The organism is Collinsella sp. LCP19S3_A6, from assembly GCF_052122015.1.
Lineage (GTDB): Bacteria > Actinomycetota > Coriobacteriia > Coriobacteriales > Coriobacteriaceae > Collinsella.
On sequence record NZ_JBQKDD010000004.1, the window covers coordinates 71,666 to 96,105 of the forward strand.

Annotated in this window: 20 protein-coding genes and 1 pseudogene; 2 read left to right on the plus strand and 19 right to left on the minus strand. The window is 61.6% G+C overall.

Annotation, left to right across the window (positions count from 1 at the left end; all coding sequences use genetic code 11):
• Positions 1–105: 105 nt before the first annotated feature.
• Both ACTQVX_RS03745 and ACTQVX_RS03750 read right to left on the minus strand, forming a co-directional pair.
• Positions 106–837 (minus strand): annotated as a pseudogene (locus tag ACTQVX_RS03745) (family 1 glycosylhydrolase); the annotation flags it as partial.
• Entirely contained in the window at positions 818–931 is a 114-nt protein-coding gene (locus ACTQVX_RS03750; RefSeq protein WP_154518215.1) for a family 1 glycosylhydrolase, read from the minus strand. The pseudogene ACTQVX_RS03745 and the gene ACTQVX_RS03750, both read right to left, overlap by 20 nt.
• Positions 932–1,395: 464 nt before the next feature.
• Between ACTQVX_RS03750 and ACTQVX_RS03755 the strand changes: the two genes are divergently transcribed.
• Positions 1,396–2,502, plus strand: a complete 1,107-nt coding sequence (locus ACTQVX_RS03755; protein WP_441560251.1) for an ATP-binding protein — start codon at positions 1,396–1,398, stop codon at positions 2,500–2,502.
• A gap of 117 nt (positions 2,503–2,619) precedes the next feature.
• Here the strand turns inward: ACTQVX_RS03755 and ACTQVX_RS03760 are convergent, their stop codons facing one another.
• The 5 genes from ACTQVX_RS03760 to ACTQVX_RS03780 form a co-directional block, all read right to left on the minus strand.
• Positions 2,620–3,264, minus strand: a complete 645-nt coding sequence (locus tag ACTQVX_RS03760; protein WP_427727276.1) for a DUF4867 family protein — start codon at positions 3,262–3,264, stop codon at positions 2,620–2,622.
• A 143-nt stretch (positions 3,265–3,407) separates the two neighbouring features.
• A complete protein-coding gene (locus tag ACTQVX_RS03765) occupies positions 3,408–3,896 on the minus strand; it encodes an S-ribosylhomocysteine lyase (RefSeq protein ID WP_441015328.1) in 489 nt (162 codons plus the stop codon).
• Between the two features lie 217 nt (positions 3,897–4,113).
• Positions 4,114–5,124 carry a LacI family DNA-binding transcriptional regulator gene (locus ACTQVX_RS03770; RefSeq protein ID WP_427793677.1) on the minus strand — a complete coding sequence of 337 codons (1,011 nt, stop codon included), beginning with the start codon at positions 5,122–5,124 and terminating at the stop codon, positions 4,114–4,116.
• 219 nt (positions 5,125–5,343) lie between these two features.
• Positions 5,344–6,318, minus strand: a complete 975-nt coding sequence (locus ACTQVX_RS03775; protein ID WP_441560253.1) for a nucleoside hydrolase — start codon at positions 6,316–6,318, stop codon at positions 5,344–5,346.
• Positions 6,319–6,322: 4 nt separating this feature from the next.
• The gene (locus tag ACTQVX_RS03780) at positions 6,323–7,318 is read right to left on the minus strand and encodes a ribokinase (protein WP_441560254.1); all 996 of its coding nucleotides are present in this window, start codon (positions 7,316–7,318) and stop codon (positions 6,323–6,325) included.
• Between the two features lie 186 nt (positions 7,319–7,504).
• On the opposite strand from ACTQVX_RS03780, the gene ACTQVX_RS03785 reads away from it, so the two are divergent.
• A complete protein-coding gene (locus tag ACTQVX_RS03785) occupies positions 7,505–9,697 on the plus strand; it encodes an acyltransferase family protein (RefSeq protein WP_441560256.1) in 2,193 nt (730 codons plus the stop codon).
• Between the two features lie 189 nt (positions 9,698–9,886).
• Here ACTQVX_RS03785 and ACTQVX_RS03790 read toward each other — a convergent pair whose 3' ends face one another.
• The 12 genes from ACTQVX_RS03790 to ACTQVX_RS03845 all read right to left on the minus strand — a co-directional run bounded on the left by ACTQVX_RS03790 (position 9,887) and on the right by ACTQVX_RS03845 (position 24,369).
• A complete protein-coding gene (locus tag ACTQVX_RS03790) occupies positions 9,887–11,083 on the minus strand; it encodes an Nramp family divalent metal transporter (RefSeq protein ID WP_441560306.1) in 1,197 nt (398 codons plus the stop codon).
• Between the two features lie 74 nt (positions 11,084–11,157).
• A complete protein-coding gene (locus ACTQVX_RS03795; protein WP_441560257.1) occupies positions 11,158–13,002 on the minus strand; it encodes a magnesium transporter in 1,845 nt (614 codons plus the stop codon).
• 320 nt (positions 13,003–13,322) lie between these two features.
• Positions 13,323–14,729, minus strand: coding sequence for a polysaccharide deacetylase family protein (locus tag ACTQVX_RS03800; protein WP_441560259.1), 1,407 nt, complete (start codon positions 14,727–14,729; stop codon positions 13,323–13,325).
• A gap of 72 nt (positions 14,730–14,801) precedes the next feature.
• Entirely contained in the window at positions 14,802–15,557 is a 756-nt protein-coding gene (locus ACTQVX_RS03805; RefSeq protein ID WP_154516592.1) for a PRC-barrel domain containing protein, read from the minus strand.
• Positions 15,557–15,946: a YtxH domain-containing protein gene (locus ACTQVX_RS03810; RefSeq protein WP_154516595.1), complete on the minus strand. Its 390-nt coding sequence runs from the start codon at positions 15,944–15,946 to the stop codon at positions 15,557–15,559. Before ACTQVX_RS03810 ends, ACTQVX_RS03805 begins: the two co-directional genes overlap by 1 nt.
• A 136-nt stretch (positions 15,947–16,082) precedes the next feature.
• Positions 16,083–16,910 (minus strand): cyanophycin synthetase family protein, encoded by an 828-nt coding sequence (locus ACTQVX_RS03815; RefSeq protein WP_441560261.1) that lies wholly within the window; start codon positions 16,908–16,910, stop codon positions 16,083–16,085.
• Positions 16,911–16,934: 24 nt separating this feature from the next.
• Positions 16,935–18,308 carry a hemolysin family protein gene (locus ACTQVX_RS03820; RefSeq protein ID WP_154516597.1) on the minus strand — a complete coding sequence of 458 codons (1,374 nt, stop codon included), beginning with the start codon at positions 18,306–18,308 and terminating at the stop codon, positions 16,935–16,937.
• A gap of 114 nt (positions 18,309–18,422) precedes the next feature.
• On the minus strand, positions 18,423–19,106 hold the full coding sequence (trhA, locus tag ACTQVX_RS03825) for a PAQR family membrane homeostasis protein TrhA (protein ID WP_427747617.1): 684 nt from the start codon (positions 19,104–19,106) through the stop codon (positions 18,423–18,425).
• A gap of 385 nt (positions 19,107–19,491) precedes the next feature.
• The gene (locus ACTQVX_RS03830; RefSeq protein ID WP_441560263.1) at positions 19,492–20,697 is read right to left on the minus strand and encodes a DUF362 domain-containing protein; all 1,206 of its coding nucleotides are present in this window, start codon (positions 20,695–20,697) and stop codon (positions 19,492–19,494) included.
• Between the two features lie 344 nt (positions 20,698–21,041).
• On the minus strand, positions 21,042–22,247 hold the full coding sequence (locus ACTQVX_RS03835) for an ABC transporter permease (RefSeq protein ID WP_441560265.1): 1,206 nt from the start codon (positions 22,245–22,247) through the stop codon (positions 21,042–21,044).
• On the minus strand, positions 22,234–23,421 hold the full coding sequence (locus tag ACTQVX_RS03840; RefSeq protein WP_441560267.1) for an ABC transporter permease: 1,188 nt from the start codon (positions 23,419–23,421) through the stop codon (positions 22,234–22,236). Before ACTQVX_RS03840 ends, ACTQVX_RS03835 begins: the two co-directional genes overlap by 14 nt.
• A 9-nt stretch (positions 23,422–23,430) precedes the next feature.
• Complete coding sequence (locus ACTQVX_RS03845) at positions 23,431–24,369, minus strand: ATP-binding cassette domain-containing protein (protein ID WP_441560269.1); 939 nt, start codon at positions 24,367–24,369, stop codon at positions 23,431–23,433.
• Positions 24,370–24,440: the final 71 nt, after the last annotated feature.

The following is a 24,440-nucleotide window of genomic DNA, read 5'->3' on the forward strand; positions in this document are numbered from 1 at the left end:
GGGCCGCATGTCCCAAAATCCGCAGACGGCAAGGCGCCCGGCGAGCAATAACTACTCGCCGGGCGCCTTGGTTAGAAGGCTATGAAGTTGAGCGTCTCAGCTTCCTTAGGACAGGTCCTCACCATTAGAAGCAATAACCTTCTTGTACCAGTCGAAGCTCTTCTTTTTGGAACGCTTGAGGGTACCGTTGCCTGCATCGTCGCGGTCCACATAGATAAAGCCGTAGCGCTTGGACATCTCACCCGTGCCGGCAGACACCAGGTCGATCGGGCCCCAGGTGGTGTAGCCCAGCAGGTCAACGCCGTCCTCGGTCACCGCATCGCGCATCGCGGCGATATGCTGGCGCAGGTAGTCGATACGGTAGTCGTCGTTGATGGAGCCATCCTCCTCGACAACATCCTTGGCGCCCAGACCGTTCTCGACCACAAACAGCGGCTTCTGATAACGGTCGTACAGGTCGTTGAGGGTGATGCGGAAGCCCAGCGGATCGATGGCCCAGCCCCACTGGCTCTCCTGCAGGTAGGGGTTCTTGGCGCCGGCGAAGGCGTTACCCTGGGTGCGCTCGACATCGGGGTTATCGGCACCGGCAGAGCAGCGGGTGCTGTAATAGCTAAAGCTGATGAAGTCGACGGTGTTAGCGGCCAGGATCTCGCGGTCCTCGTCCGTCATGCCCACATCGATGCCTAGACGCTCGAGCTTCTTGACGGCATATGCCGGGTAGTAGCCGCGGCTCTGGACGTCGACGAAGAAGTAGTTGTCCTGGTTATCGAGCTGCGCCTGGCGCACATCGCCCGGACGGCAGCTGTAGGGGTAGTAGCTACCCGCGGCGAGCATGCAGCTTGGCCAGGCCGCGGCCGTCCACGTCGTAGGCACCCTCGCACTGGTTGGCAGCCGTTGCGCCGCCCCACAGGAAGTCATTACGGAAAGCCATGTATCAATCCTTTCGCACGCTGTTGTCATAGGCTCAGTATCCCTGCAAACGGGGTACCGCTCAACGGCAACGGCACAGGCCGATACTTCTTTTCGCGTGCAGGCGCCCGGCAGCCACCCCGCCTGACACTTCTTGATACCCGCCTGCCCAAGCCGCCACAAAGGGGACAGGCACCTTTGTGGTGGGTTGGGGCGGTTTGTCTCGATCTGTAACAGCTAGGCCGTCAAAACCGGGCCTGGTGTTACAGATTGAGATTGTTCGGCCAGTCCCTTGCAGTTTGTCTAAATCTGTAACAGGGAGAGACGATTTAGCCCGCTAGATGTTACAGATCGAGACAGAAGATTCTAGTCGCAGGCGATGTCGAGGTTTTTGCCGATGAGACCTACGTAGCCGCCTTCGCTCAGCAACTCATTTGACTGAATAGGAAAAAAAGGAAAAAATAGGAAAATAATGAAAGGAGACTTATGACTGAAACCATCTTCTCCCCCTCATTTGGAAATCGCCCGTCCTATCTGGTGGGACGCGGGAGCGTGATTTCGACATTCATCTCCGGCCTTGAGCAGGAGCCGGGCAATCGAGACCGAGCCATGCTCATACTCGGCCAGCGAGGCAGCGGCAAAACGGTTCTGTTGTGGGAACTTGCCGATCGCGCCCGCAAGCTCGGCTTTGTTGTCGCCACGCCCACCGTAGCCTCCGAGGATATGCTCGAGCGCATTGTTGAGAAAATCCAGGAAGCGGGCGAGCCTTACGCCAACAAGCATCGTCTCCCCAAACTTACAGGTGGCAGTTTGAGCGTCTTCGGTTTCTCAGCCGGCCTCGAGTTTACGCGCGACGTACAGGAAACTAAGAGTTTCCAGTTCAAACTCACGCAGTTGGCACGCAAGTTAACCGAGCAGGGACACGGCATCCTCATCCTCATCGACGAGCTCCAGGCAAATTCACCCGAGATCAGACAGCTCGTCACCGCCTATCAAGAGCTGGTCGGCGAGGGACTCAACGTCGCGCTCGTCATGGCGGGCCTCCCGGGAGCAGTCTCCGCGACACTCAACGACCGCGTACTGACATTTCTCAACCGCGCACGCAAAGTCACGCTCGAACCGCTTTCAGTCGGAGATGTCGATGCCTATTATCAGCGGGCTTTCGAAGAGCTCGACCTTGATATTCCAGGCGATCTTCGCCTCCGTGCCGCTCGTGCAACCCAAGGATCGCCCTACATGCTGCAGCTCATCGGCTACAACATCGCCAATCGCTGCCAGGCAGGAGAATACGTAACGCCAGAGCAAGTCGACGGAGCTATCGAAGCGTCAAAGGCCGATTTCGAAAACGATGTTTGTGAAACGACGCTCGCCGCGCTGTCGGACCAAGACGTCGCGTTTCTCGACGCAATGACTGATGACAAAGACGGCGTGTCGCGCATCTCCAATGTGGCCGAGCGCATGTCAGTCACACCCGACTATGCGCAAAAGTATCGCCGACGCCTCATCGACGCCGGCGTTATCGAACAGGCACGCCGCGGTTACGTGCGTTTCGCTGTTCCATATATGGCTGACTATCTGCGCAGCCAGCTCTAGACAGCCACCACAATGGGGACAGGCACCTTTGTGGTGGCTGGGGGGGCGGTATGTCTCGATCTGTAACAGGTAGAGACGATTTAGCCCGCTAGATGTTACAGATCGAGACAGAAGATTCTAGTCGCAGGCGATGTCGAGGTTTTTGCCGATGAGACCTACGTAGCCACCTTCGGCTGCCTTGGGGCTGTCAGCATGGCAGAGAACCCACTTGTCGGCCTTCCAGTAGCAGTAGCTGTCGCCGGCAGCAGGCATATCGGCCGCAGCCTCGGGACGCGGACCGTTGGTACCGGCGGGCAGCGCCACCATCACCTGGAAGCCACCGTCGTCGACCATGCACGGCGTGTAGTGGAGCGTGGTGTTGAAAACCTCGACGACCTTGCCTGCCGGCACGCGGAACGCCTTGACGCACGCGGTGTCGAGCTTGCCGCCCTCGATCTCCCAGCGATGCGCCACGAGTAGGATAAAGTCACGCGCCCCCAGGTTGAACTCGCTCGCGCGGTGGTACTCCAGGCAGTTGAGACGCGTGTTGTGCCCGTTGCACCAGCCGAGCTGGAAGGGGCGGCCGCCAAACATGAGAAAGCCAAGCTTGTCGGCATCCATGACACCCTCGAGCTCCGGCGCGCTCGCTACGTACTTACTGCCCTCGGGGATGGGCGTAGCGGAGAGCGCCTCGACGAGTGGGGCGGTCAGGCCGGACGGGACGTCGTCCCACACGCGGCCATAGGACTTGAACTCGGGATCGTTGACAGAGTAGATATGCATGTTCACTCCTGTTCGTAAATGTGACTGTACGAACATTCTAAAACAAATATGAGCGATTTTGAACGCTCGTCCAGACCACTCAACAAAAAGGCGCCCCCGCATAAGCGAAGGCGCCCAATGTGCGCGTTTTGGGCGATAAGCCCTTACGCCTGCTGATAGTGCAGGTGCTTCTCGTCGATATCGGCCAGGTCGCGGTCGAGGTAGCGGCGCGCGAGCCAGTTTGCCATGGGAAGGTTCTGGTCCAGGTAGTTGCCGCACTCCTCGGGAGCGGCTCCGGGGACATCGCCCTCAAAGTCGGCGACAAACTCAAACAACTCACGCACGAGCGGCAGAATCTCCTCGCTCGTCACCTCGCCAAACACGACCAGGTAAAAGCCCGTGCGGCAGCCCATGGGGCCAAAGTAGACAATGCGGCTCGACCACTCGGCATGGTTGCGAAGGAATGTCGCGCCTAGGTGCTCGATGGTGTGGCACTCTGCCGTGTTCATGACCGGCTCCTTGTTGGGCGTGGTCAGGCGCAGGTCAAAGGTGGTAACGACAGCGGCGGTCGCCGGATCGCGGTCGATGCGGCTCACATACACGCCGGGCTCAAGCAGCAAATGGTCAACGGAAAAACTCGCGATGCGCTCCATGGCAGATCCTCTCGATAGTCAATTTGGGACGGGGCTCTTTTAGCTGGTTCGAATGGTCGCACCAATCATACCAGTCAAAAAAGCCCCGTCCCAAATGAGCTGCCCGGGACGGGGATCAATGAGTTTTTAATCCCCGTCCCAGAAAAATCATGCTAGGCAGTGTACGAAATGGTCGCGTCGACGGCTTTGCCGCCCTGCGGCCCGGCGTTGCCTTTGCCTAGATCTCACGCACGCTCTGACGCTCGACAAAATAGGTCGATACGGCTGTCTTGCAGGTATAGCTCTTGGGATTGCGGATGTTGCCCACCAGGCGGCGCACCGCGATCTCGCCCACCTCGTGCTTGGGAACGTGCACCGTGGTGAGCGGCGGGTTGGAGAAGGCACCCAGAGATAGGTCGTCAAAGCCGATGATCGAGACATCCTCGGGCACGCGTATGCCGTGCTCGTTGAGCGCGCGCATGGCACCCACGGCGAGCACGTCGTTTTCGGCAAAGAAAGCCGTCGGCAGGTCGTCGCGCGAGACGCTGTCGAGCCATGCGCCCATGTCGCGATAGGCGCCCTCGAGCGTGGTGCCCAGCGTAACGCGCCATGTCGGGTTGGCCTCAAGGTCTGCGTCCTCAAGCGCTTGGCGATAGCCGCGCTCGCGATCCTTAAAGTTGCGGATGCGAAGGTCGCCTGCCAGATAGCCGATCTGCCTGTGACCTTTCTCGATGAGGTGATCCACGGCGCGCAGCACCGAGTCGGTGTTGGCAATGACCACGGCATCGAAGTACTGACGATCGCTCCAGCCATCGAGCACGATCAGGTGGGCGGCAGCGTTGGCAAACAGGGCGTAGTCTTCCTCACCCAGCTCGGTACCCATCAGCACGATAGCGGCGGACGGATCGGCGATCAGGCCCTCGACCTGCGGACGCACGGCGTCCAAGTCGCTAAAGTCGAGCGAGACAAAGCTCGTGCTCATGCCGTGACGACGCGCCTGGCGCTCCACGCCCTCGATGACCGCGGGATGGAAGGTGCTCTCGTCCAGAATGGCGCCCGTCTTGCGCGCGAGCACAAACTGAATGCTCTCGAGCTGCGTCGACTGCTGATAGCCAAGCGATTGCGCGCACTCCAGGATGACCTTGGCGGTCTCTTCACTCACGCTGCGCTTGCGGTTGAGCGCGTTGGACACGGTCGCAGGCGAAAAACCGGTGATGCGGCTGATCTCGCGAACACTTGCTTTGGCCATTGTTCCCCCTAGCAACGGCCGTGGCGGAGCATCACAACTTGATGACTCGACAACTAAACGACCGCAAATTCAATCTAAACAGAATAGTAAATGTTTATGAGCTAGTTTAGCCTGTTGTCAAGCGAAGTGGCACGACTATTCCCCCAACGGGCACATTTACTCGGTAGCTAAAAAAGCCCCGTCCCAAATTGACTACATGGGGCGGGGCACGGAAATCATCTAGCCAAGAACACGGGCCATGCGCGTCTTGAACTCGGACAGGAAGCGCGGGGCATCCACGGTCAGCGCCACAAGCGCGCTCTTGTCCGGATCGGACAGGCGATGCTCGTCGCAAATGGTGCGGCCGCGATACTCGCCCAGCAGATCAACACGCAGATTGCAGCCGAGCGCACCCACGAGCGTGGGGTCGATCGCCACGGCGACGGCCAGCGGATCGTGCAGCGCACAACCACCCAGGTAGGGAGCGTTCATCTCGTACGAGCCAATGTAGTGCTCGACCATGCTCGCAAACGCACAGCCCGCCATGGTGCCCGAGCCCGTCCATCCGGCAATGTCGCGACGCGTGAGCACCACGCGATGCGTCACATCCAGGCCCACCATAGTGAGCTTGCGGCCCGAACGCAGCACGGCATCGGCCGCTTCGGGATCGCTTGCCATGTTGGCCTCGGCACCCGCGCTCACATTGCCGGGCACGGTCAGGGCGCCGCCCATCACCACCACGCGGCCAATAGACATCACCGCCGTCGCATCGCGCTCCAGGGCAAGCGCCAGGTTGGAGAGCGGTCCGGTCGCTACGTAGACCAGATCGGGACCATAGGTGCGCGCGGCATCGATTAGATAATCGACTGCAGCGTTGCCATCGGCCGACGTCGCCCCCACCGGCTCGTAGGGCGACGCGGGCACGCTCGCGCCGCCGATGCCGTTCTTGCCGTGAATGAGCGCGGTGGACGCCGGCGGCGTATAGGGCTCAGTCGCCTGCAGAGGACGGTCAGCACCCAGGTACACCGGCACCTCGGGACGGCCCAACAGGTCAAGCACCGCCAGGCAGTTGCGCGCCGACTGGTCGACGCGCACGTTGCCAAAACACGTGGTAATGCCCACGAGCTCAACCTCGGGGCTCGCGATGGCATAGGCAAGCGCCATCGCATCGTCCACACCCATATCCAGATCAAGGATCAGCTTCTTGGTTGCCATTGTTCTACTCCGCTTCTCCGTCTTGTACTAAATCGTCTAAACCAAACACGCGCTCAACTTCGGCGCGCGTGGGAATCGACTGCTGCGCGCCCAAGCGCGACACCGTCACCGCCGAGGCGCGTGCACCCGCGGCCATGCACTCAAAGAGCGGCAGGCCCTCCAGACGAGCCGCGGCAAGCGCACCGATAAACGTATCGCCCGCGGCCGTCGTATCGACCACCGCGCTCGAAAGCGCCGGCATGCGCAGCAGCTCGCCGTCGTCGCCGAGCGTAACCGAGCCGGCGCCGCCCAGCGTGATGACCGCAGCACCGGCACCCTTGGCGAGCAAGGCATTGAGCGCCGCGACGCAGCTCGCATCGTCTGCAGGCAAGATGCCCGTCAGTACCTGGCACTCAGTCTCGTTGGGACAAACCAAGTCGACTGCAGGCCAGACCTCCGCAGGCACTTCGCAGGCTGGCGCTGGATTAAAGACCGTATAGAACCCCAGCTCGTGAGCGCAGAAAAGCGCCTCGACAGTCGCCACAAGGTCACATTCGCCCTGGGCGATAAAGACGCTTCCGGCAGCCGGGGCAATCTCGCTGGCGTCGCCGTCGAGCTCATCGGCCACTAGGCGCCTCAGCGCGCGGGCAACGTCCTCGCCCGCAAGTGCATGGTTGGCGCCCGGCGACAGCACGATGCGGTTATCGCCCTCACAGCGAATGATGGTCGCCGTTCCCGTCTCCACGTCGTCGCAGCGCGCCACAAAGTCACAGTCCACGCCAGCATCTTGGAGCCCCGCCACGAGCGACGAGCCAAACGCGTCGCGGCCGACCGCGCCGATCATGCGCGTGCGCGCACCCATGCGCGCAGCTGCTACGGCCTGGTTGGCGCCTTTGCCGCCGGCGTTGGTGATAAACCCGCTGCCGCCGACGGTCTCGCCCGCACGCGGCATGCGGTCGCACGCCACCGAAAGGTCCATGTTCATGCTGCCAAACACCGCAACGATGCCGCAATCTGCCATGAAAACCTCCTCGTCCGCGGGCTCTGCACCCGCTGTCGGCCGTCAATCGTGCACTCTCGCACCTCTATAACTTTAGTTCACTTTGATGTGGACGCGCGCTTGAGCTTACGCCAGCAGCAAGCATTCACAGGAGTAGGCGGCTACAATGAAAGCGTGCTGATTATTCTCGTCATTGGATGATGTTTTATGGAACAATTCCCGCGATCGAGCTCGCGCAGCTCACGCCATGCGAGCGATCAACAAGCGCCGCACGAACGTTCGCGCACTAACCGCCAAACCACCGAGCCGCGCCGCGCTGCAGGCTCCCATCGCTCGCCCGCCAACAAGGGCGCCCGCACCGACAGCGCCGCAAAAGAGCAGGCGCCCACGCGTCCCAAATCTCGCTACATCCCCGCCCTCGACGGCCTTCGCACGCTCGCCGTTGTCGCGGTGGTGCTCTATCACCTCAACCTCACGTGGGCTCAGGGCGGCCTGCTCGGCGTCACGATCTTCTTTGTGCTCTCGGGATACTTGATCACGCGCCTGCTCCTCAACGAAATCGCAAAGACCGGTCGTATCGATCTCAAGAGCTTCTGGATCCGCCGCATCCGTCGCCTGTTCCCCGCCGTGGTAACCGTCGTGGTGGTGACCTGCGCACTGTGCACTGTCTTTAACCATGTGATGCTCACCAAGATGCGCCCCGACATCCTGCCGTCGCTGCTGTTCTTTAATAACTGGTGGCAGATCATGCAGGACGTTTCGTACTTTAACGCCCTGGGCGACCCCTCGCCGCTCACGCACTTTTGGTCGCTTGCCATCGAGGAACAGTTCTATCTTATTTGGCCGCCGCTGCTGCTCGCCATGGTGTCGGTGCACATGAGCAAGCCCAACACGCGCCGCGTGGTCCTGGGCCTCGCCGCCGTCTCCGCCGTCGCCATGATGGTGCTCTACAACCCCGCCACCGACCCCAGCCGCGTGTACTACGGCACCGACACCCGCGTGTTCTCGTTGCTGCTGGGCGCCTGGATGGCCTTTATCCCCGACCGCGACCTGGCGCCTGCGCGCCTTGTCCGCCATCTGGGGCTCGACCGACTGGCCGGCGCCGGCAAGCACGACAAGTCAAAGAGCGACACCGCCGAGGCCGCCACGACAAAGCCAAGTGAGCTCGCACGCTTTTGGTCCTCCCCCGCATCCATCGATTTGATGGGCGTCGTTGGCCTGGTCGGACTCGCCGCCATGGTCGCGCTCACCAACGGCTATACCGCGTTTCAGTATCGCGGAGGCACGCTGCTGTGCTCCATCCTCACACTGATGGTTATCGCGGCATGCGTGCAGCCCCAGGGCATGGTCGCACGGGCCTTGGCCGCCGAGCCGCTCGTATGGATCGGCAAGCGCTCCTACAGCATCTATCTGTGGCATTATCCGCTGCTGCTGCTTATGAACCCGGTCGCCAACATCAACGATACGCCCTGGTGGCACTACATTTTGCAGGTGTTGTTGGTGGTCGCCGTGGCCGAGTGCTCCTATCGCTTTATCGAAACGCCGTTTAGGAAGGGCGCTTTTGGGCGCACCGTTTCCGAGCTCCGCGACGGCACCACCACGCCCGCCGGCTGGATGCGCGCACATGTCCCCACCTGCGCCGTTTGCGCCGTCGCGCTTGTTGTGGCGCTGGGCGGCCTGGTCTTTGTGCCCGACACATCCGCGCTGAGCGGCGAGGGCGCCGAAATCCTAAACAAGGAGGCCAAAAATGCAAAGCCTCAAGATCAGCAGGCGGCCGACGACTCCGACAAAGACGACGACGGCTTCCCCGACGGAGCCTACGACCTGCTCATGATTGGCGACTCCGTGTCCCTGCGCGCCGTCGATGCCTTTGACGGCGTGTTCCCGCACAGCCACATCGATGCCGAAAAGGGCCGCCAGTTTGATGCGGGCCGCGCGACATTTGAGGGCTATATCCAGCAGAACCTTGCCGGCAAGATCGTGGTCTTTGCCCTGGGCACCAACGGTTTGGTAACGGACGCCCAGGTCGACGCGATCATGGCCGACGCCGGTGATCAGCGTATTGTCGTGTTTGTAAACACGCGTAGCCCGCAGCCGTGGGTCGGGTCCACGAACCAGGCCATCGCCAACGCCGCTACGCGCTACAAGAATGTACGCGTTATCGACTGGTACGGGCACAGCGCCAACCGCAACGACCTGTTCGATGGCGACGGCACGCACCTGTCGACTACCGGCGTGACCGAGTACCTTAAGCTCATCCACGATGCCGTCAAGAAGGACCTACCCGTGCACCCCGAGGACCACGTTAACGATCCGCAGCCGGCGGCTGTCAAATCCGCTGCCGAGGCACTCGTCAACGCCCTCGCCTACAAACCGCACAAGCTGGGCACCGACAAGTAACGCACAGCCAAATCTGCTTACAATCCGGCACTTGGGACCACTTCCGCGACTTACAAAGCCGCCTCTGGGCTGTTAATTCACCCCAGAGGCGGCTTTATAGCTGCACATCGGTATATAACTAGCACCCTATAGCAGACAAAAACAGGCCGCAGCCTATGGCGGCGGGCTGTTTAGAGTCCAAGAGAGGCGCTACGCGCTGTAACCCATCGCTTGCAGAACAAACATGACGACCGTCAGCACCGTAATAACGCCGATAGTCGCCCAAGTGAGCACATTCCACACACGGCCGTTGCGGTTGGCGCCCATAATGTGTCGATCGGCGGCAATAACCACCTGAAACACCAGAACCACGGGCAGCAACACGCCGTTGATGACCTGCGAGGTCATCATAATCTGGAACAGGTCGACGCCGGGCATGAGCACCAGCACGGCAGAAATGCCAATGATTGCCGTAATGATGCCGCGATAGACCGGGGCCTCGTCCCAGCTGCGATCGGCACCGCGTTCCCAGCCAAACGCCTCGCAGATAGCGCTGGACGTAACGCCCGGCAGCACACAGGCGGCCAAGAAGCTCGCCGCGACCAGGCCCGAGGCAAACAGCACCGTGGACCACTGGCCCGCAATGGGCTCCAGCGCGCGGGCAGCGTCTGCAGCGTCGCTAATCTGAATGCCCGAGGGGAACAATACCGTACCGGTCGTGATGATAATAAAACCGGCAATGACATCGGCGGCAATCGAGCCGCTCACGGTATCGATGCGCTGCAACACGATATCGTCCTCGCCCGCATTCTTATCGACCACATTGTTCTGTGCCAGGAAAATCATCCAGGGCGCGATGGTGGTACCGATCGTCGCGACCACAAGCGACACGTAGCTGGGGTCATTTTGAATGTTGGGTACAACCAGATCGACCGCCACCTCGCCCCAACTGGGACCAGCCATAATTGCAGCGACAATGTAGGTCACAAACACGCAGCTCACCAGCAACAGAATCTTCTCGATGCGCTGGAAGCTACCCGACATGGTAAGCATCCAAACCATCAGCGCCACAAGCGGCACCGAGATGCTCGCCGGCACGCCAAAGAGGGCAAGGCCGCTCGCGATACCCGCAAACTCCGAAATGGTCACGGCTGTGTTGGCAATCAGTAGCGCCGCCATGGCCAACACACTCCTGCGCACGCCAAAGCGCTCGCGAATGAGCGAGGCCAGGCCCTTGCCCGTCACGCAGCCGCAACGCGCCGCGGTCTCCTGCGTCACGATGAGCAGCACGGTCATGACGGGAAGCATCCAGAGCATCTTGTAACCATAGCTGGCACCGGCGCTGGAATACGTGGCGATGCCGCCGGCGTCATTGCCCGAAAGCGCCGCCAGAAGGCCAGGACCCATGGCACCAAAGATGGCCGCGATGGTCAGCTTTTGCTTGGTGCCCTGCTTTTGCTTGCTATTTTGCACGCGACCACCTAACCCATGACCGACATGGTGTGCAGCACCGCAGCGGCACAGTACGCCACGCACGAGATCATGACGGCAATGACGTTCATGGCGGTACCCGACGTATTGAGGTCGTGCTCGTCGCGCCAGAACAGCACCATCAGGTAAATCACAGCGCTCATGTTGCCAATCAGGCAGACGATGGCCGCGATGTTAAAGCAGCCGGTAAAGAGCTGCTCCTCAAGCATGGGCGCGTCGGGGAACGCCGTGGTGCGCACCAGCTGAGCGCACAGGTAGGTCACGAGCGACAGGATCAGGCCCATGCCCGTGCTCTGGAAGAAGAATCCCAGATACGGCTTGGGTTCATCGTCATGGCCGTCGTACTCCAGGAAGTAGTTCTTGACGAACGACACCATACGCGAGGCAGCCAGCAGCACGAGCGGCATGGCGCACATGGGGAACACCACCAGATGTGCGGAGCCCAGCGCCGTCCCCAGCACTGCCGCCATGATGCACGAGGCAATGCCCCACACGACAACCCAGTGCTGGCGATGCACAAACCAGCTGAGCACATTCGTCGAGTCGTCGGACGCGCTATCGCCCGAGCCGACGCCTGCGATCTGCAGGTCCTCCTGGTGCTCCTCGGCGATAACGTCCATGGCGTCGTCGAAGGTCACAATGCCCAAGATGTGGCGGTTCTCATCGCAGACGGGGATGGCGACCAGGTCGTACTTGGTCATCTCATCCGTTACGTCTTCCTGGTCCTCGTCGGGCGACACATAAACCAAGTCGCGGTAGGCCAGCTGGCCCAGCGTGGCGTCGCGGTCGGCCACGATCAACGTGCGCAGCGAGAGCACGCCGGTCAGCATACCGCTCGGATCCTCGGTATAGACGTAGTAGACGCTTTCGAAATCCTCGTCGAGCTTGCGGATCGCCTCGATGGCGTCACCGACCGTCGCCGTGGCAGGCAGGGAGACAAACTCCGAGGTCATAATGCGGCCGGCAGTGTTTTCCTCATAGCCCAGCAGGTTACGAATCGCCTTCTCCTCCTGAACGCCCATCAGGCGCAGGAGCTTCTCGGCCTTCTCGTAATCGAGCTCGTCGATCAGGTCGGCGGCGTCGTCCGGGTCCATCATGGCCAGCATCGACGACGCATCCGTGTCGGACAGGCCCTCGAGCATCTCGGTCATGAGCTCGTCGTCATCGAACTCCGAGATGGCCTCGGCGGCCTGGGCGGTGTCGAGCTGCGCGAACACCTGCGCGCGCAGGCGAGGATCGAGCTGCTCGATAATGTCGGCAATGTCGGCAGGATGCAGCTCGCCGAGCGTCTTATGCGACACCGACAGCTGGATGTTCTTAGTCGAGCGATCGAGCAGGTCCATGTAGGACCAGGCGATGATGTCCTCGCCGAGCGGTTTGCCCAGGTGCTTCATAAAGCCCTCGACGACATGTTCAAGAGCGGGGCTGATTGCACGCAGCAGACCGCGGGCACCGACTTCGGCACCCAGCAGGCGCAGCTGATTTTCGCCCGACATGGAAAACTTGATGTCGTTTACGCGCACGACCTTCATGCCCTGCGTGTCGACGATTTGTTTATTGAGCACGTCGCGCGCGAGCAAAAGTTCGGTCGGCTGCAGGTACGAAAAACGGATTTCGGTGGCCGACGTCTTAAGGTATACGCCCGTCTCGTCGATACGGTCGACCCATTTTCGCCAGCTGATCATAAACGGCGTCTTGCCGGGACCGCGGAACGCGAGCGACGTCACGTGCGGAAAAACTTCGCCGGTAGCAATGCCAAAATCGTTCACAACGCCGAGCTTTTCGCCATCGACGTCCAAGACCGGCAGCTTGAGCATCTCACTCAGATAATTCACTGGTGCTCCCCATCATTATTCCTTCGGACCGTGGCCATGCCGGCACGCCATCCGTGGACTTTTAGATATGTATACGCATGCGCGGGCGGCACACCGCTCGGCGCTCACACCCCGTGCATGCGCAAGAAGCACCTGCAAGGGGTCATCGACTGTATGGTCGAGGTTTGGATTTCACCTGCAACCTTTCTCTTGACCCTTGTTATCCGCAGTAACTATAGCATCAGCATCGCGCTGTGACGCCAAATTTATGCTCCAAACATCGCAGGCATACCAAACGCTGACGCATCCGTGACATAGTCGTTTAAGAACGTCCCCCATGACTAGTCTGTGGTGTCGTTATCTTCGGCGAGCTGGGGAAACACGGCGTTCTTGGGCATGGAAGTCTTCGTTAGCGAGGTGAGTTTTTTGCTCAGCGACGTATCCGTCTTCACCAAATCGCTCAGCGTCACGATCTTGTAGCCCTTGGCGACAAGGCCATCGATGATCTGCGGCAGCGCTTCGAGCGTCTGTTCGGAGCACTCGTCGCTATCGGTGAACAAAACAATGTTGCCCGGAGTCACCGATTCGAGCACTGTCGAAACCTGTTCGTCGGCGCCGTTGAGCAGCCAGTCGCCCGAATCGACATTCCACGAGACCACGGCAGACACCAGGTCCATCGCATCGATCCAGTTTTGCTCGTCAAACGCGGCGTAGGGAGCACGCAGCAACATCGTCTCGACGCCGGTCGCCGACTTAATCGCCTCGGTGCCCTTCGTGATCTGCTTGCGCACCGCCTCGCGATCCTCGCCCTTGAGCGAATCATCGCTGTAGCTGTTGGAGCCGATCTCGCATCCGGCATCGACAATCGCTTTGGCAGTAGCGGGCGAGGCTTCCGCAGCATCGCCCGAAAGGAAGAACGTCGCCGTGACGCCCTTTTCCTTGAGCACCTGCAAGACCTGCTTGGTCGCGCCGCTCGGACCCTCGTCAAATGTCAGGGCCACGTACTTTTCGTTGCCCTTGGGCGCTACGCTCGCGCACTCGACTACACAGTCGGTGGCGGGCACGACCTCGCCGCGGTCCTGCGTCTTGCCCGACTGCTCGCCGACCCATACCTCGGAGCGGCCCTGAACGCCCCAGGTTTTAACGTATTCGATAGCGCCCGTGCCCTCGACCTTCAACTTGGGCTCAATGGTCGTGACCTGGACCTCGTGCTTCTCGTACGTGTCGCGGCCGTCTTTGACCGTCACTTTCTCGCCGCCCGTTAGCTCGCGGCTATTCCACTTGCCCTGCTTCACCCGTTTGCCGTCCACCTTCACCGACAGCTTTTCGCCGCCACGGCGGGTAAGCACGCTATCGTCGACAGCCAACAAGTCGCCGGCATCGTAGGTGTCGGTCAGGCCTTGATCATCGATAAGGTTCTGCAACGTGGAGCCCACGCGCACCGAAGCCTGCTCCCCATTGAGCACAATGTCCACGCTGCGATTGACATAGCCCACGACGGCAGCGATAAATAGCACGAGCGCACAGCCGACAGCGATGAGCGCATAGGGCAGGCGGGACGGTCGACGCGGTGAGCGCCCGTTGCCGATGCGCGCGCTGCGATCGCTAAACCCACGGCTATGGTTGAGGTACATCGCGCCGGGTTTACGGCGACGTCGACGCTGACCGCTGGGCAGCTGCCCCAGGTCGCGTCGCGCCGTCGGACACGCACCCGAGCGCCCGTTTAAGTTAGATCCGTTTTGGCGCATGTGCCCTCCCCCATAAACACAGCGAGCCGGAGCAACATGTCTCCGGCTCGCCCCCCGTCATTTGGTACGTCGCTATTTGCTAGCTTTTGACGAGCCCCCGCTCGCCTTTTGATATTCGTCCTTAAAGGCCTTGAACATACCGCGCGTCTTGCCGAGCTGCTTGCCCAGTGCGCGACTGCCCTTGTCCACGGCGGCCGATCCCTTGTCATCGAGCACCTTGGCGCCCTTCTTGACCTTATCGCCCACCACGACACTGGCCTCGGCAGCCTTGGCGGCCGCGCCGCCCGAATACCCGAGCGACTTGACCTCGTCCGAGACAATCATCGCGCCGTTCTCGTAGCCGCGCAGCATCGTCGGCGGCATCTGTGTGTCGCCCACCAGCACACTCGAGGCAGTGCCGGCGGTCACGTAGAACGTCTGCACGATACCCGAACGCGGCTTGAACTCAACGTCCGAGCAGTAGCCCACGACGTCGCCCGATTCCGTGCGCACGTCCATGCCAACCCAGATGATGCAATCGTCCAGGTTGATATCGAGGCGCTTGGCCGCGGCGGCATCGTAGGTGCCCTTGACATCGTCGACCGCGACAGCACCCTCATAGACGCCGATGGCATCGAGCGCCACAAATCGATCGGGGCGCTCGATCATGCCCGCGATATCGGACTGGCGAACCATAAAGCCCACCACGCGCGTACCGCCCGGGGTAAAGACCGGAAAGTGAATCTTGCCGAGCTTTTTGGGGCTGCGCGGCGTGCCGTCCTTTTTGGTGCGCTTGTCTTCGGCAGGCTTACGATAAACCTTGACGCCGACAAAATCCCCTGCGCGCATTATGCCTCGGTCGAGGGCTCCGTGGCCTCGGTGTCGGCCTCAGTGACGTTCTCGACCACGACGTCGGCAGCGGGCGTCACGTTGCCGCCCGAGATGGCGTCGTTGAGCTGCTCGCGAAGCTGGTCCATGCGCTCGCGGGCCAGGTCGACCTTGGCGCGCAGGTCATCGGTCTTGGCGTCGACCATCGGACCAAAGTCGTTGACCGCGGCACGAGCCTCCTCGGCACCGTGCTCGTAGGTGTCGCGCATGTTGTCCCAGGCATCGTTGGCGATATCGGCGGCCATGGCACGGGTCTCGGCACCCGAGCGCGGGGCCAGAGCAACGCCGATGATAGCGCCGGCGGCAGCGCCAAAGAGCGCACCGGAAACAAAGCTGAAAGTCTTTCCCATGATCATTCCTCTCCTGCGGGCACCTCGATGCCCACCGTTTGAATGCTGTCCATTATACCCGCAGCGCAACACTTGCCGTCGCGCTCATCTGCGTACGGTAAAAGCGCAGGTACATGATGGTGATAAGCGAGTGAGCCTACTCCTGCGGCATGGCAGGCATGGCCACCGTGGCGGCCGGGTCCTCGCCGGCGCCATCAACGAGCGGAAGCGCACCTTCCTGTGCGGGGCCTGCCGGAACCGTCGCCGCGCCACCGTAGACGGCAGCGGGGGCCTCGTGGCTCTCGGCGGTCGCGCCCTCGGTATCGATTGCCTCCTGCAGCTCATCGTCAAAGCTCGGGACACCCTGGGGCTCCGCGGGCTCGGACTCGACAGCTTCCTCAGCAGCTGCCTCGACGCCGGGTTCGGAATCGGCAGGAGCCTCGCCTTCGGCCCCGTCCTCGGCGTTTGCGGCGGCGATGGCCTCGTGCGGATCCTTGCCCTCGGCCTCGGCGCGCATGCCCAGCACCAGGTTGCGCAGGCCCGCGACCGTGCCCTCCACGTCAGGGGTAGGCTGGTCGGCGTGCAGATAGGCCCAGTCCATCATAAAGGTCGCCGAAGACAGCGCGCCGATGGCCAGCGCGTCATCGGGGCATGAAAGCTCAACCTCAAAGACACGCTCATCGTGCTCGCTTACGCGGGTACGGCCGCACGAAATGCTGCCGGCGAGACCGGTCTCGTTCATGAGCTCCACTGTCACGTGCTCCAGCAGATGGCAAAGCTCGGTCTGGCCCATGCAGTCCTGGAATTCACGACCGGAATCGCCTAGGCACAGGTGCTTGGCAATCGCGGGCACCAGATAGTACACGCGCGCCGTGGCCTCGATGTCCTCCGAGGTCATGAGCGGCATGCCGGGGTTCACCAGCACATGCGCGCAGATCTTGTCCTCGCTGACGGTGACCTTAAGGATGTTGAACAGGCCTGCCATAACTCTCCCCTACTCTTCCTTGCCCTACTCGTCGCCGTCGTGCGGGCCCGCAGAGCCCGCGCCCGGCGTCGCCGGCTTATCTGCCGAGGACTCGGAATCCTTCTTATCGGTTTCGGCCGGAGCGATCACGCGAATAAGCGAGATGCGCTGGCCACGCATCGACTGCACCTTGAACTTGTACCCTGCAACCTCAAACACCTCTCCGATGTCGGGCACCGAGTCGCAAAGTTCCAAAATCCAGCCGGCGATGGTCTCATAATCATCGCTTTCCTCGAGCGGCCAACCAAGCTCAATCGCATCATCGCACGAAAAACGCCCATCGACGAGCCACTCACGGCGCGAAAGACGCGTGAGGTACTTGTTGTCGGGGTCGAACTCGTCCTCGATCTCGCCCACGATCTCCTCGACGATGTCCTCGATGGTAATGATGCCAGCCGTGCCGCCGTACTCGTCCACGACCACCACGATCTGGTCGTGCGAAGTCTGCATCTCGGACAGCAGCGGCAGGATGTCCTTGGTGTCGGGCACAAAGGTGGCGTCGCGCAAATAACCGGCGATGGGCTGGTCGCCCTCGCCGTCGAGCGAGGGCTGAATCAGGTCCTTGATGTGCGCGATGCCCGCCACGTTGTCGGGATCTTCGTGATAGACGGGGATGCGGCTAAAGCCGGTCTGGCGCATAGTGGACAGCACGTCGGCGACCGTCTCGTCGTCCTCGCACATGGTGGTGTCCACGCGCGGCACCATAACCTCGCGGGCAACGGTATCGCCCAGGTCGAAGATCTCGTGGATCATACGCTTTTCCTCGTCGAGCAGGTCGTCCTGCTCCGAGACCATGTACTTAATCTCTTCCTCCGAGACGTTTTGGCGATCGTCGGCGCTCTTGATGCGCAGGATGCGGGCCAGACCATCGGAGCAAGCACCAGTCAGCCACACGAGCGGACGGGCGATCTTTTGGAAAAACGACAGCGGCCCCACGACCTGCTTGGACACGCCTTCGGCATTGGCCAGACCAATGCGCTTGGGCACAAGCTCGCCAATCACGATGGACACGAAGGCGACCGCAACGGTGATGATGACCGGCGCCAGTCCGCGCGCGATGGCAGAGAGCGGCGCGATGCCAAAGCTCATGAGCCACGTGGCGAGCGGGTCGGACAAGCTCGTCGAGGCGACGGCGGACGAGGCAAAGCCCACGAGCGTGATGGCGACCTGGATGGTGGCGAGCAGCTGGTCGGAGTCGGCGGCCAGCTTAACGGCGCGCTCGGCGCGTTTGTCGCCTTCCTCGGCCTCGTGCTCCAGCACGGCGCGCTTTGCCGTGGTGAGCGCCATCTCGGACATAGAGAAGTAGCCGTTGATGAGGGTCAAAACGAGGGTGGTGATAAGGGAGATGGTTATGTCCATCGGGAGTTTCTCGAACCTCCAAGATTCGGGACGTTAGGTAGTAAGCGTAGATAACGGATAGGGCAGTTGCGTCCGGCGGCCGCTTGGATGGGTCCGCAGGCACAGACGTGATCGCTAGATTACGAAGAGGATCACCGCCATGAACTGGAAGATACTGCCGGCGAGCACCCACAAGTGAAACACACTGTGCAGGTAGCGCACGTTTTTAGCGATGTAGAACGGCACGCCCACGGTGTAGCACACGCCGCCGACAGCGAGCAGGGCAAGTGCCACGGGGTTGAGCAGCGACACGAGCTCGGGCAGCTTAAAGACGACGAGCCAGCCCATCAGCAGGTAGACCAGGCCGCTTACCCAGTGCGGTTGACGCTCGCGCATAAAGCACTCGAGGGCGATGCCGATAATGGCGATGGCCCATACGGCAAAGAACAGCATAGGGCCGCCATCGTTTGCGAGCGTGATGAGGCAAAACGGCGTATAGCTGCCGGCTATGAGCAGGTAGATGCAGCTGTGGTCGATGATGCGAAACACGCGCTTGGCGCGTGCGGGCTGAATCGCGTGGTAGAGCGTAGAGGCTAGGTATTCGAGGATAATGCTGACGCCATAGACAATCGCCGCGGCCATGTGAGCCGGGCCTCCGCCGCGAAGAGCGGCAAATACGATCAGGAGCACCAGGCCCGCGATGCCCAGCAGGCAACCGACACCATGGGTGACGGAGTTCATGATCTCCTCACCCACCGTGTAGTGTGGAACGGCCGCGGTCTTGGGTCGCGGCTTAGAACTGTCGCTCGAATCGGACATGCCGGTTACATCCTCCAACGTAAAGAGTTCTCAACACTATATCAAAGCGTCTGGGTACGTGCGAAATTTGCACCATACGTGACCCCTTGTTTACCCATTCTTTTCTTGTTGACGCATCAACGGCGAACAATCATGGTTGATTACAGCGCTGGAGGACCGTTTTGGCTCCCGCCTTCGGAAGTATGCGGCAAAATCTGGAACTGCCGAGCAGACTGCAGTTTTACCAACAATTTATCAGGGGTTTTGTTGCCAAAAAATGTCGTGTGCTCGGCGGTCTCGAAATTTGCCGCATACTTCCGGAAAGCCGCCCGCGAGCGCTGTGCTCGCGGGCGGCTTTTGCCCGAATTACGCCACAAAGGCGCTTGTATTGTCCAATAGCTAGGCGCTATTTGACCTCGACGAGCTCGTACTTGCTCGTGCCCAGGCCGATCTTCTCGGCGTGCGCGATGCACGCGCGCCAGTCGGTGTCGGGATGCGTGATGCAGAAGGGGTCACGCGCCTGCTCGCCCTCCAGATGCTCGTGGTTATGCTCCATCTTGGCCGCGCTATCGGTGAGCTCGGTGTTGGGCAGCGGCTCGGACGCCATGACGGCATCGGCACAGGCCTGGTCGATGGCGACCGGGTCGAAGCTCGCGAACATGCCGATATCGTTGACGATAGGCGTATCGTTTTCGGGATGGCAATCACAGTTGGGGCTGATATCCATGGCAAGCGAGATGTGGAAGCTCGGGCGGCCGTCGACGACGGCCTTGGTGTACTCGGCGATCTTGCAGTTGAGCACGTCGGCCGCGGCGTCATAGACGGGCTTGATGGCGTCCTGGTTGCACACGCCGATGCAGCGTCCGCAGCCCACGCAGCGATCGTGGTCGATGGCGGCCACGTGCACCGTGCGAGTAGCGCCGCTGGCAAGCTCGCGCTCGCGGGTGTCGTCGAACGAGATAGCGTTGTGCGCGCAGATCTTTTCGCAGGCACGGCAGCCAATGCAGTGCTCGGTCGCGACGTTCGGCTTGCCGGCGGCATGCTGCTCCATCTTGCCCGCACGGCTACCGCCTCCCATGCCCAAGTTCTTCATGGCGCCGCCAAAACCGGCCTGCTCATGGCCCTTAAAGTGGGTGAGGCTAATCACGATATCGGCATCCATGAGCGCCTGGCCGATCTTGGCCTCGCGCACGTACTCGCCGCCCTCGACCGGGACGAGCGCCTCGTCGGTGCCCTTAAGGCCGTCGGCGATGATGATCTGGCAACCCGTGGCATACGGGGTAAAGCCGTTCTGATAGGCGGTATCGATGTGCTCGAGCGCGTTTTTGCGACTACCCACATAGAGCGTGTTGCAGTCGGTGAGGAAGGGCTTGCCACCCAGCTCCTTCACGACATCCGCGACGGCGCGGGCGTAGTTGGGGCGCAAAAAGCTCAGGTTGCCCAGCTCGCCAAAGTGAATCTTGATAGCGACGAACTTGTTCTCAAAGTCGATCTGCTCAATACCGGCGCGGCGGATGAGGCGCTTGAGCTTGTCGAGCTGGCTCTCGCGAGCATGCGTACGCAAGTTGGTGAAGTACACCTTAGCGGGTGCTGCGGGTGAAGTTGCGGTCATATATATCCCCTCGGTCTATATGGCGTTACAGACATAGAGGATGGTACCCGTTAAAGCGGGGTCAATGTCAAGTACGGCGCCTAGTCATTGGGGACAGACTTATTGGGGACAGACTTAAATGACTGAAACCACTCATTGGGGACGGACTTAAATGAGTGCCTCGCCACCTGGCGGCTAGGGACGTTCCTTTCCTGCCGGCAGCTGGGGACAGCCCTTGCCAACCCGACCGGCGAGCCGGCGAATCGGCAAAGACTGTCCCCGATGACTAGTCGTTTAAGTCTGTCCCCAATGACCACTCTTGGTCGTTTAAGTCTGTCCCCAATGAGCACCCAATGACTAGGTAGCTAGGCGTGGGATTTGGCGCGTGCGAGGGCTAGGCCTACGGCGGCGATGGCCGCGGCAAAGAGCACCGTGACGCCCAGATCGCAGGCGATGTCTCCCAGCACGGCGGACGTCAGGTCCGCGGCGAGCGCCTTGCCGATCGCGTCGTTCACCCAATATGTCGGCACAAAGTGCGCTACGGTCTGCACGGCCGGGCCCATCAGCGACAGCGGCATCCAGGCGCCGCCCAAAAACGTCATGAGCATGCCGAGCAGGTTACCCACACCGTTGAGCAGCTCCTCGCGCGCGCCCAAGCCCGACAACGCAAAGCCAACGGCCAGCGGCGTGCACGCCAGGGCAAACGTTGCCGCCAGCGCCAGGCATACACGACCTACGCCGACCTCGGCGACCGCGCCGGCAAAGCCCACGACGCCCATCATGCTCGACACAAACCAGATGCAGACGGCGAGCACGGCGGCGGCCGCAAACACGGCAAGGGAGCGCTGGCGCTCGGAGATTGGGCCGGCCTCCATGCGGCGCACGCGCTCGGGCTTGTTCATGCCCGAGAACACCAGCCCCACCGATACGATGACCGACGAGATAATCGCGTACGTGCCAAAGTTGAAGTACGACTCAAGCGTGGCGGCGGCTGTCGAGTCGACCTTGACCTGCTCAATCTCGACCTCCGCGCGCTTGACGGCGGCATGCTCGGCGGCCTTGGCGACGTCACCGTCGGAGGCAGTAGGATCAAGTGCGGCCGCAGCGCCCGCGAGCGAGATCCAGCGCGAGGCCTCGGCAGACGAGAGCGCCGCCGCCATGGTGCCGGCGCCATAGGTCACATCAAGCTTGGGCAGGGACTCCCCCGCACGGGCGGCTGCAACGAGGTCGTCCTCAAACCCCTCCGGGATAAAGAACACGCAGTCGGCGCTGCCCTTGGCGCTGTTGCTCTTGGAGAGCGCGTCCGCAAGGTCGTAGGTGTCCTCGCCGATACCCGTGACCAGATCAAAGCGCGAGCCCAGGTGCTTGGTAAGCGCACGCGAAAGGTCGCTGTCGTCGCGGTCGACCACGATCACGTTGGTGTCGTAGGGCTCGTACTCGGTGAGCTGCGACGAGTTCCAGCTCACCGATGCCGCGATGAATACGCCCATGAGTGAGATGAACACCGTATAGATGAGCAGGTAGAACGGGTGCGCCAGCGCCATGCGAAGCGCAGTCTTAAAGGTGCTCATAGCGGCTCCTTCCAAAGATCAGCGTGGCGACGGCAACGAACAGCAACGCCATAAGGACCAGCGCGCCAGCGCGAACGGCAAAGGGGCCCAGGTCCTCAAAGAAATACAAGCGGTTGAACATGTCGCAGATAAGCTTGACGGGATTGAGCCAACTCTCGGCCGGGCAGGCGCGGGCGACGTCGTCGGCAAGCGCCATCGCCGGCTCGCCGTAGAGGCCGGCGAACAGGGCGCACGTGGTGGCGAAGCCCGTGAGGATGCCCGACTTGGACGCCTTGCCGCCCTTAACGGGAAGCGTGCCCACAAAAAGGCCCAGACCCGTCGCGGCAAGCGCGGAGGCAGCGCCACCCACCAGGCAGAGCCCCTCGCGCCCGCCAAAGCCGACGCCCACGACCAGGCGCACGTAGCCGATCGCAATCGTCATCGAGGCAAAGGAGACCAACCACGAGCCCACAAAGATGCCGGCCAGCGACGCCGTCTTGGAAAGACCGCCCACGCAGCGACGCGCACCAAGGCCAGACAGATTGGGCTGCAGGTCGACGACGCTCAAGGCGGCAAACTCGGCAGACATCATCGCGACCAGGCCAAAGAGCGCGTAGTAGTAGATGACCGTGCCATCGGGCGTGGCACGCGTCAGGCTCACACGGCGGGTTCCGCCCTCGAGCGACAGGGCGCGCGCAACCGCCTCCGGGTCGGCTAGCGCCGCCGGGTTGTCCTGGGCAATCTGGCGCATGAGCTCGGCATTTTGCGTATACGAGCTTGCCACCGTCTCCAGGATGCTGCGGTCGGTGAGCACCGACGTCGCACGCGAGCTGTCATAGCTCGAAAGCAACGTGAGTTTGGGCGTGCCCGCGGCATCGACCGTATAGATGCCCGCGACCTCGCCGGCCTTAAGAGCACGGTTCGCATCGACTGCGTCGTCGCACTCGTGGATCTCGAGCAGTTGGTCGTCGCCTTCCTTGGCAAGCGACGTCGCCACGTCCTTAAAGGTCGAGGCGCCCCAGGCCTCATTCACTACGACGGCCACCGGCACCGGGTCGACCGTGCCGTCGGAGCTCAGATTCGCAAACATAAACATGAACATCGTGGAAAGCGCGACGGGAAAGATCGCGCCCCAAACCCACGTGCTCGGCCGGCGCAGCAGCGTCTTGACCGTAATGATAATGGTGTTGAACATGGCCGCCCCCTAGTCGCGCAGCTCGCGGCCGGTGATCTCGAGGAATACGTCGTTGAGGGTCGGCGGCTCGCTCCACACGCGGCCGAGCGCAACGTCGGCGGCGCGCAGCGTGTCGAGGATGTCAACCAGATTGTGCGGGCTCGCTTCGCAGGTGCAGACGAGCTCGCCGCCGGAAAGCTCAACCGAAAGCACGTGCTCGAGGGCGCGCAGCCGCTCGACCGTGGCGAGCTCGACGGCGCCGACCTCGACGGTCACGCGCTCACCCATCTGAATCATGCGCTTGAGCTCGTCGTTGGTGCCCTGCGCCAGCACGCGCCCGCCGTCCATGATCATGATGCGGCTGCAGATCTGCTCGACTTCCTCCATGTAATGGCTGGTATACACCACCGTGGCGCCTTCGTCGCGCAGGCGGCAGATGCCCTCCAGGATGGCGTTTCGGCTCTGCGGGTCGACGGCCACCGTGGGTTCGTCGAAGAAGATGAGCTCGGGCTTGTGCGCGATGCCGCAGGCGATGTTGAGGCGACGCGCCAGACCGCCCGAGAGCTTGCCGGGGCGAAACTTGGCAAAGTCGCCCAGCCCGACGAAGTCAATCGCCTCGTCGACCAGCGCGCGACGGCGTTTGCGGTCGTTGACGTAAAGGCTGCAGAAATAGTCGATGTTCTCGCGCACCGTGAGCTCGTCGAACACCGCCACCTGCTGCGGCACCACGCCGATGCGGCGCTTGAGGTCGTAGCGGGCGGGCGTCATGGGCTCGCCGAACAACTCGATGGTGCCTTTGTCGTAGGCGAGCAGCTGCAGAATGCAGTTGATGGACGTGGTCTTGCCCGAGCCGTTGGGGCCCAGCAGACCAAAGATCTCGCCGGGGGCGATGCTCAGGTTAAAGTGGTCGAGCGCGATAAGATCGTCGTAGCGCTTGACGAGGTTTTCGACGCGGACGATGTCTGTCATGAGGTGGCCCTTCTGTTGATTTCGGCCCGGTACGATTGCATCATCGCAGGTGCGGGCGGCGCGCACCAGTG

Coding starts and splice junctions, on each gene's coding strand:
- ACTQVX_RS03750 (WP_154518215.1), bottom strand. CDS start 931: ATGGCTTTCCGTAATGACTTCCTGTGGGGCGGCGCAACGGCTGCCAAC.
- ACTQVX_RS03755 (WP_441560251.1), top strand. CDS start 1,396: ATGACTGAAACCATCTTCTCCCCCTCATTTGGAAATCGCCCGTCCTAT.
- ACTQVX_RS03760 (WP_427727276.1), bottom strand. CDS start 3,264: ATGCATATCTACTCTGTCAACGATCCCGAGTTCAAGTCCTATGGCCGC.
- ACTQVX_RS03765 (WP_441015328.1), bottom strand. CDS start 3,896: ATGGAGCGCATCGCGAGTTTTTCCGTTGACCATTTGCTGCTTGAGCCC.
- ACTQVX_RS03770 (WP_427793677.1), bottom strand. CDS start 5,124: ATGGCCAAAGCAAGTGTTCGCGAGATCAGCCGCATCACCGGTTTTTCG.
- ACTQVX_RS03775 (WP_441560253.1), bottom strand. CDS start 6,318: ATGGCAACCAAGAAGCTGATCCTTGATCTGGATATGGGTGTGGACGAT.
- ACTQVX_RS03780 (WP_441560254.1), bottom strand. CDS start 7,318: ATGGCAGATTGCGGCATCGTTGCGGTGTTTGGCAGCATGAACATGGAC.
- ACTQVX_RS03785 (WP_441560256.1), top strand. CDS start 7,505: ATGGAACAATTCCCGCGATCGAGCTCGCGCAGCTCACGCCATGCGAGC.
- ACTQVX_RS03790 (WP_441560306.1), bottom strand. CDS start 11,083: ATGGGTCCTGGCCTTCTGGCGGCGCTTTCGGGCAATGACGCCGGCGGC.
- ACTQVX_RS03800 (WP_441560259.1), bottom strand. CDS start 14,729: ATGCGCCAAAACGGATCTAACTTAAACGGGCGCTCGGGTGCGTGTCCG.
- ACTQVX_RS03805 (WP_154516592.1), bottom strand. CDS start 15,557: ATGCGCGCAGGGGATTTTGTCGGCGTCAAGGTTTATCGTAAGCCTGCC.
- ACTQVX_RS03810 (WP_154516595.1), bottom strand. CDS start 15,946: ATGGGAAAGACTTTCAGCTTTGTTTCCGGTGCGCTCTTTGGCGCTGCC.
- ACTQVX_RS03815 (WP_441560261.1), bottom strand. CDS start 16,910: ATGGCAGGCCTGTTCAACATCCTTAAGGTCACCGTCAGCGAGGACAAG.
- ACTQVX_RS03820 (WP_154516597.1), bottom strand. CDS start 18,308: ATGGACATAACCATCTCCCTTATCACCACCCTCGTTTTGACCCTCATC.
- trhA (WP_427747617.1), bottom strand. CDS start 19,106: ATGTCCGATTCGAGCGACAGTTCTAAGCCGCGACCCAAGACCGCGGCC.
- ACTQVX_RS03830 (WP_441560263.1), bottom strand. CDS start 20,697: ATGACCGCAACTTCACCCGCAGCACCCGCTAAGGTGTACTTCACCAAC.
- ACTQVX_RS03835 (WP_441560265.1), bottom strand. CDS start 22,247: ATGAGCACCTTTAAGACTGCGCTTCGCATGGCGCTGGCGCACCCGTTC.
- ACTQVX_RS03840 (WP_441560267.1), bottom strand. CDS start 23,421: ATGTTCAACACCATTATCATTACGGTCAAGACGCTGCTGCGCCGGCCG.
- ACTQVX_RS03845 (WP_441560269.1), bottom strand. CDS start 24,369: ATGACAGACATCGTCCGCGTCGAAAACCTCGTCAAGCGCTACGACGAT.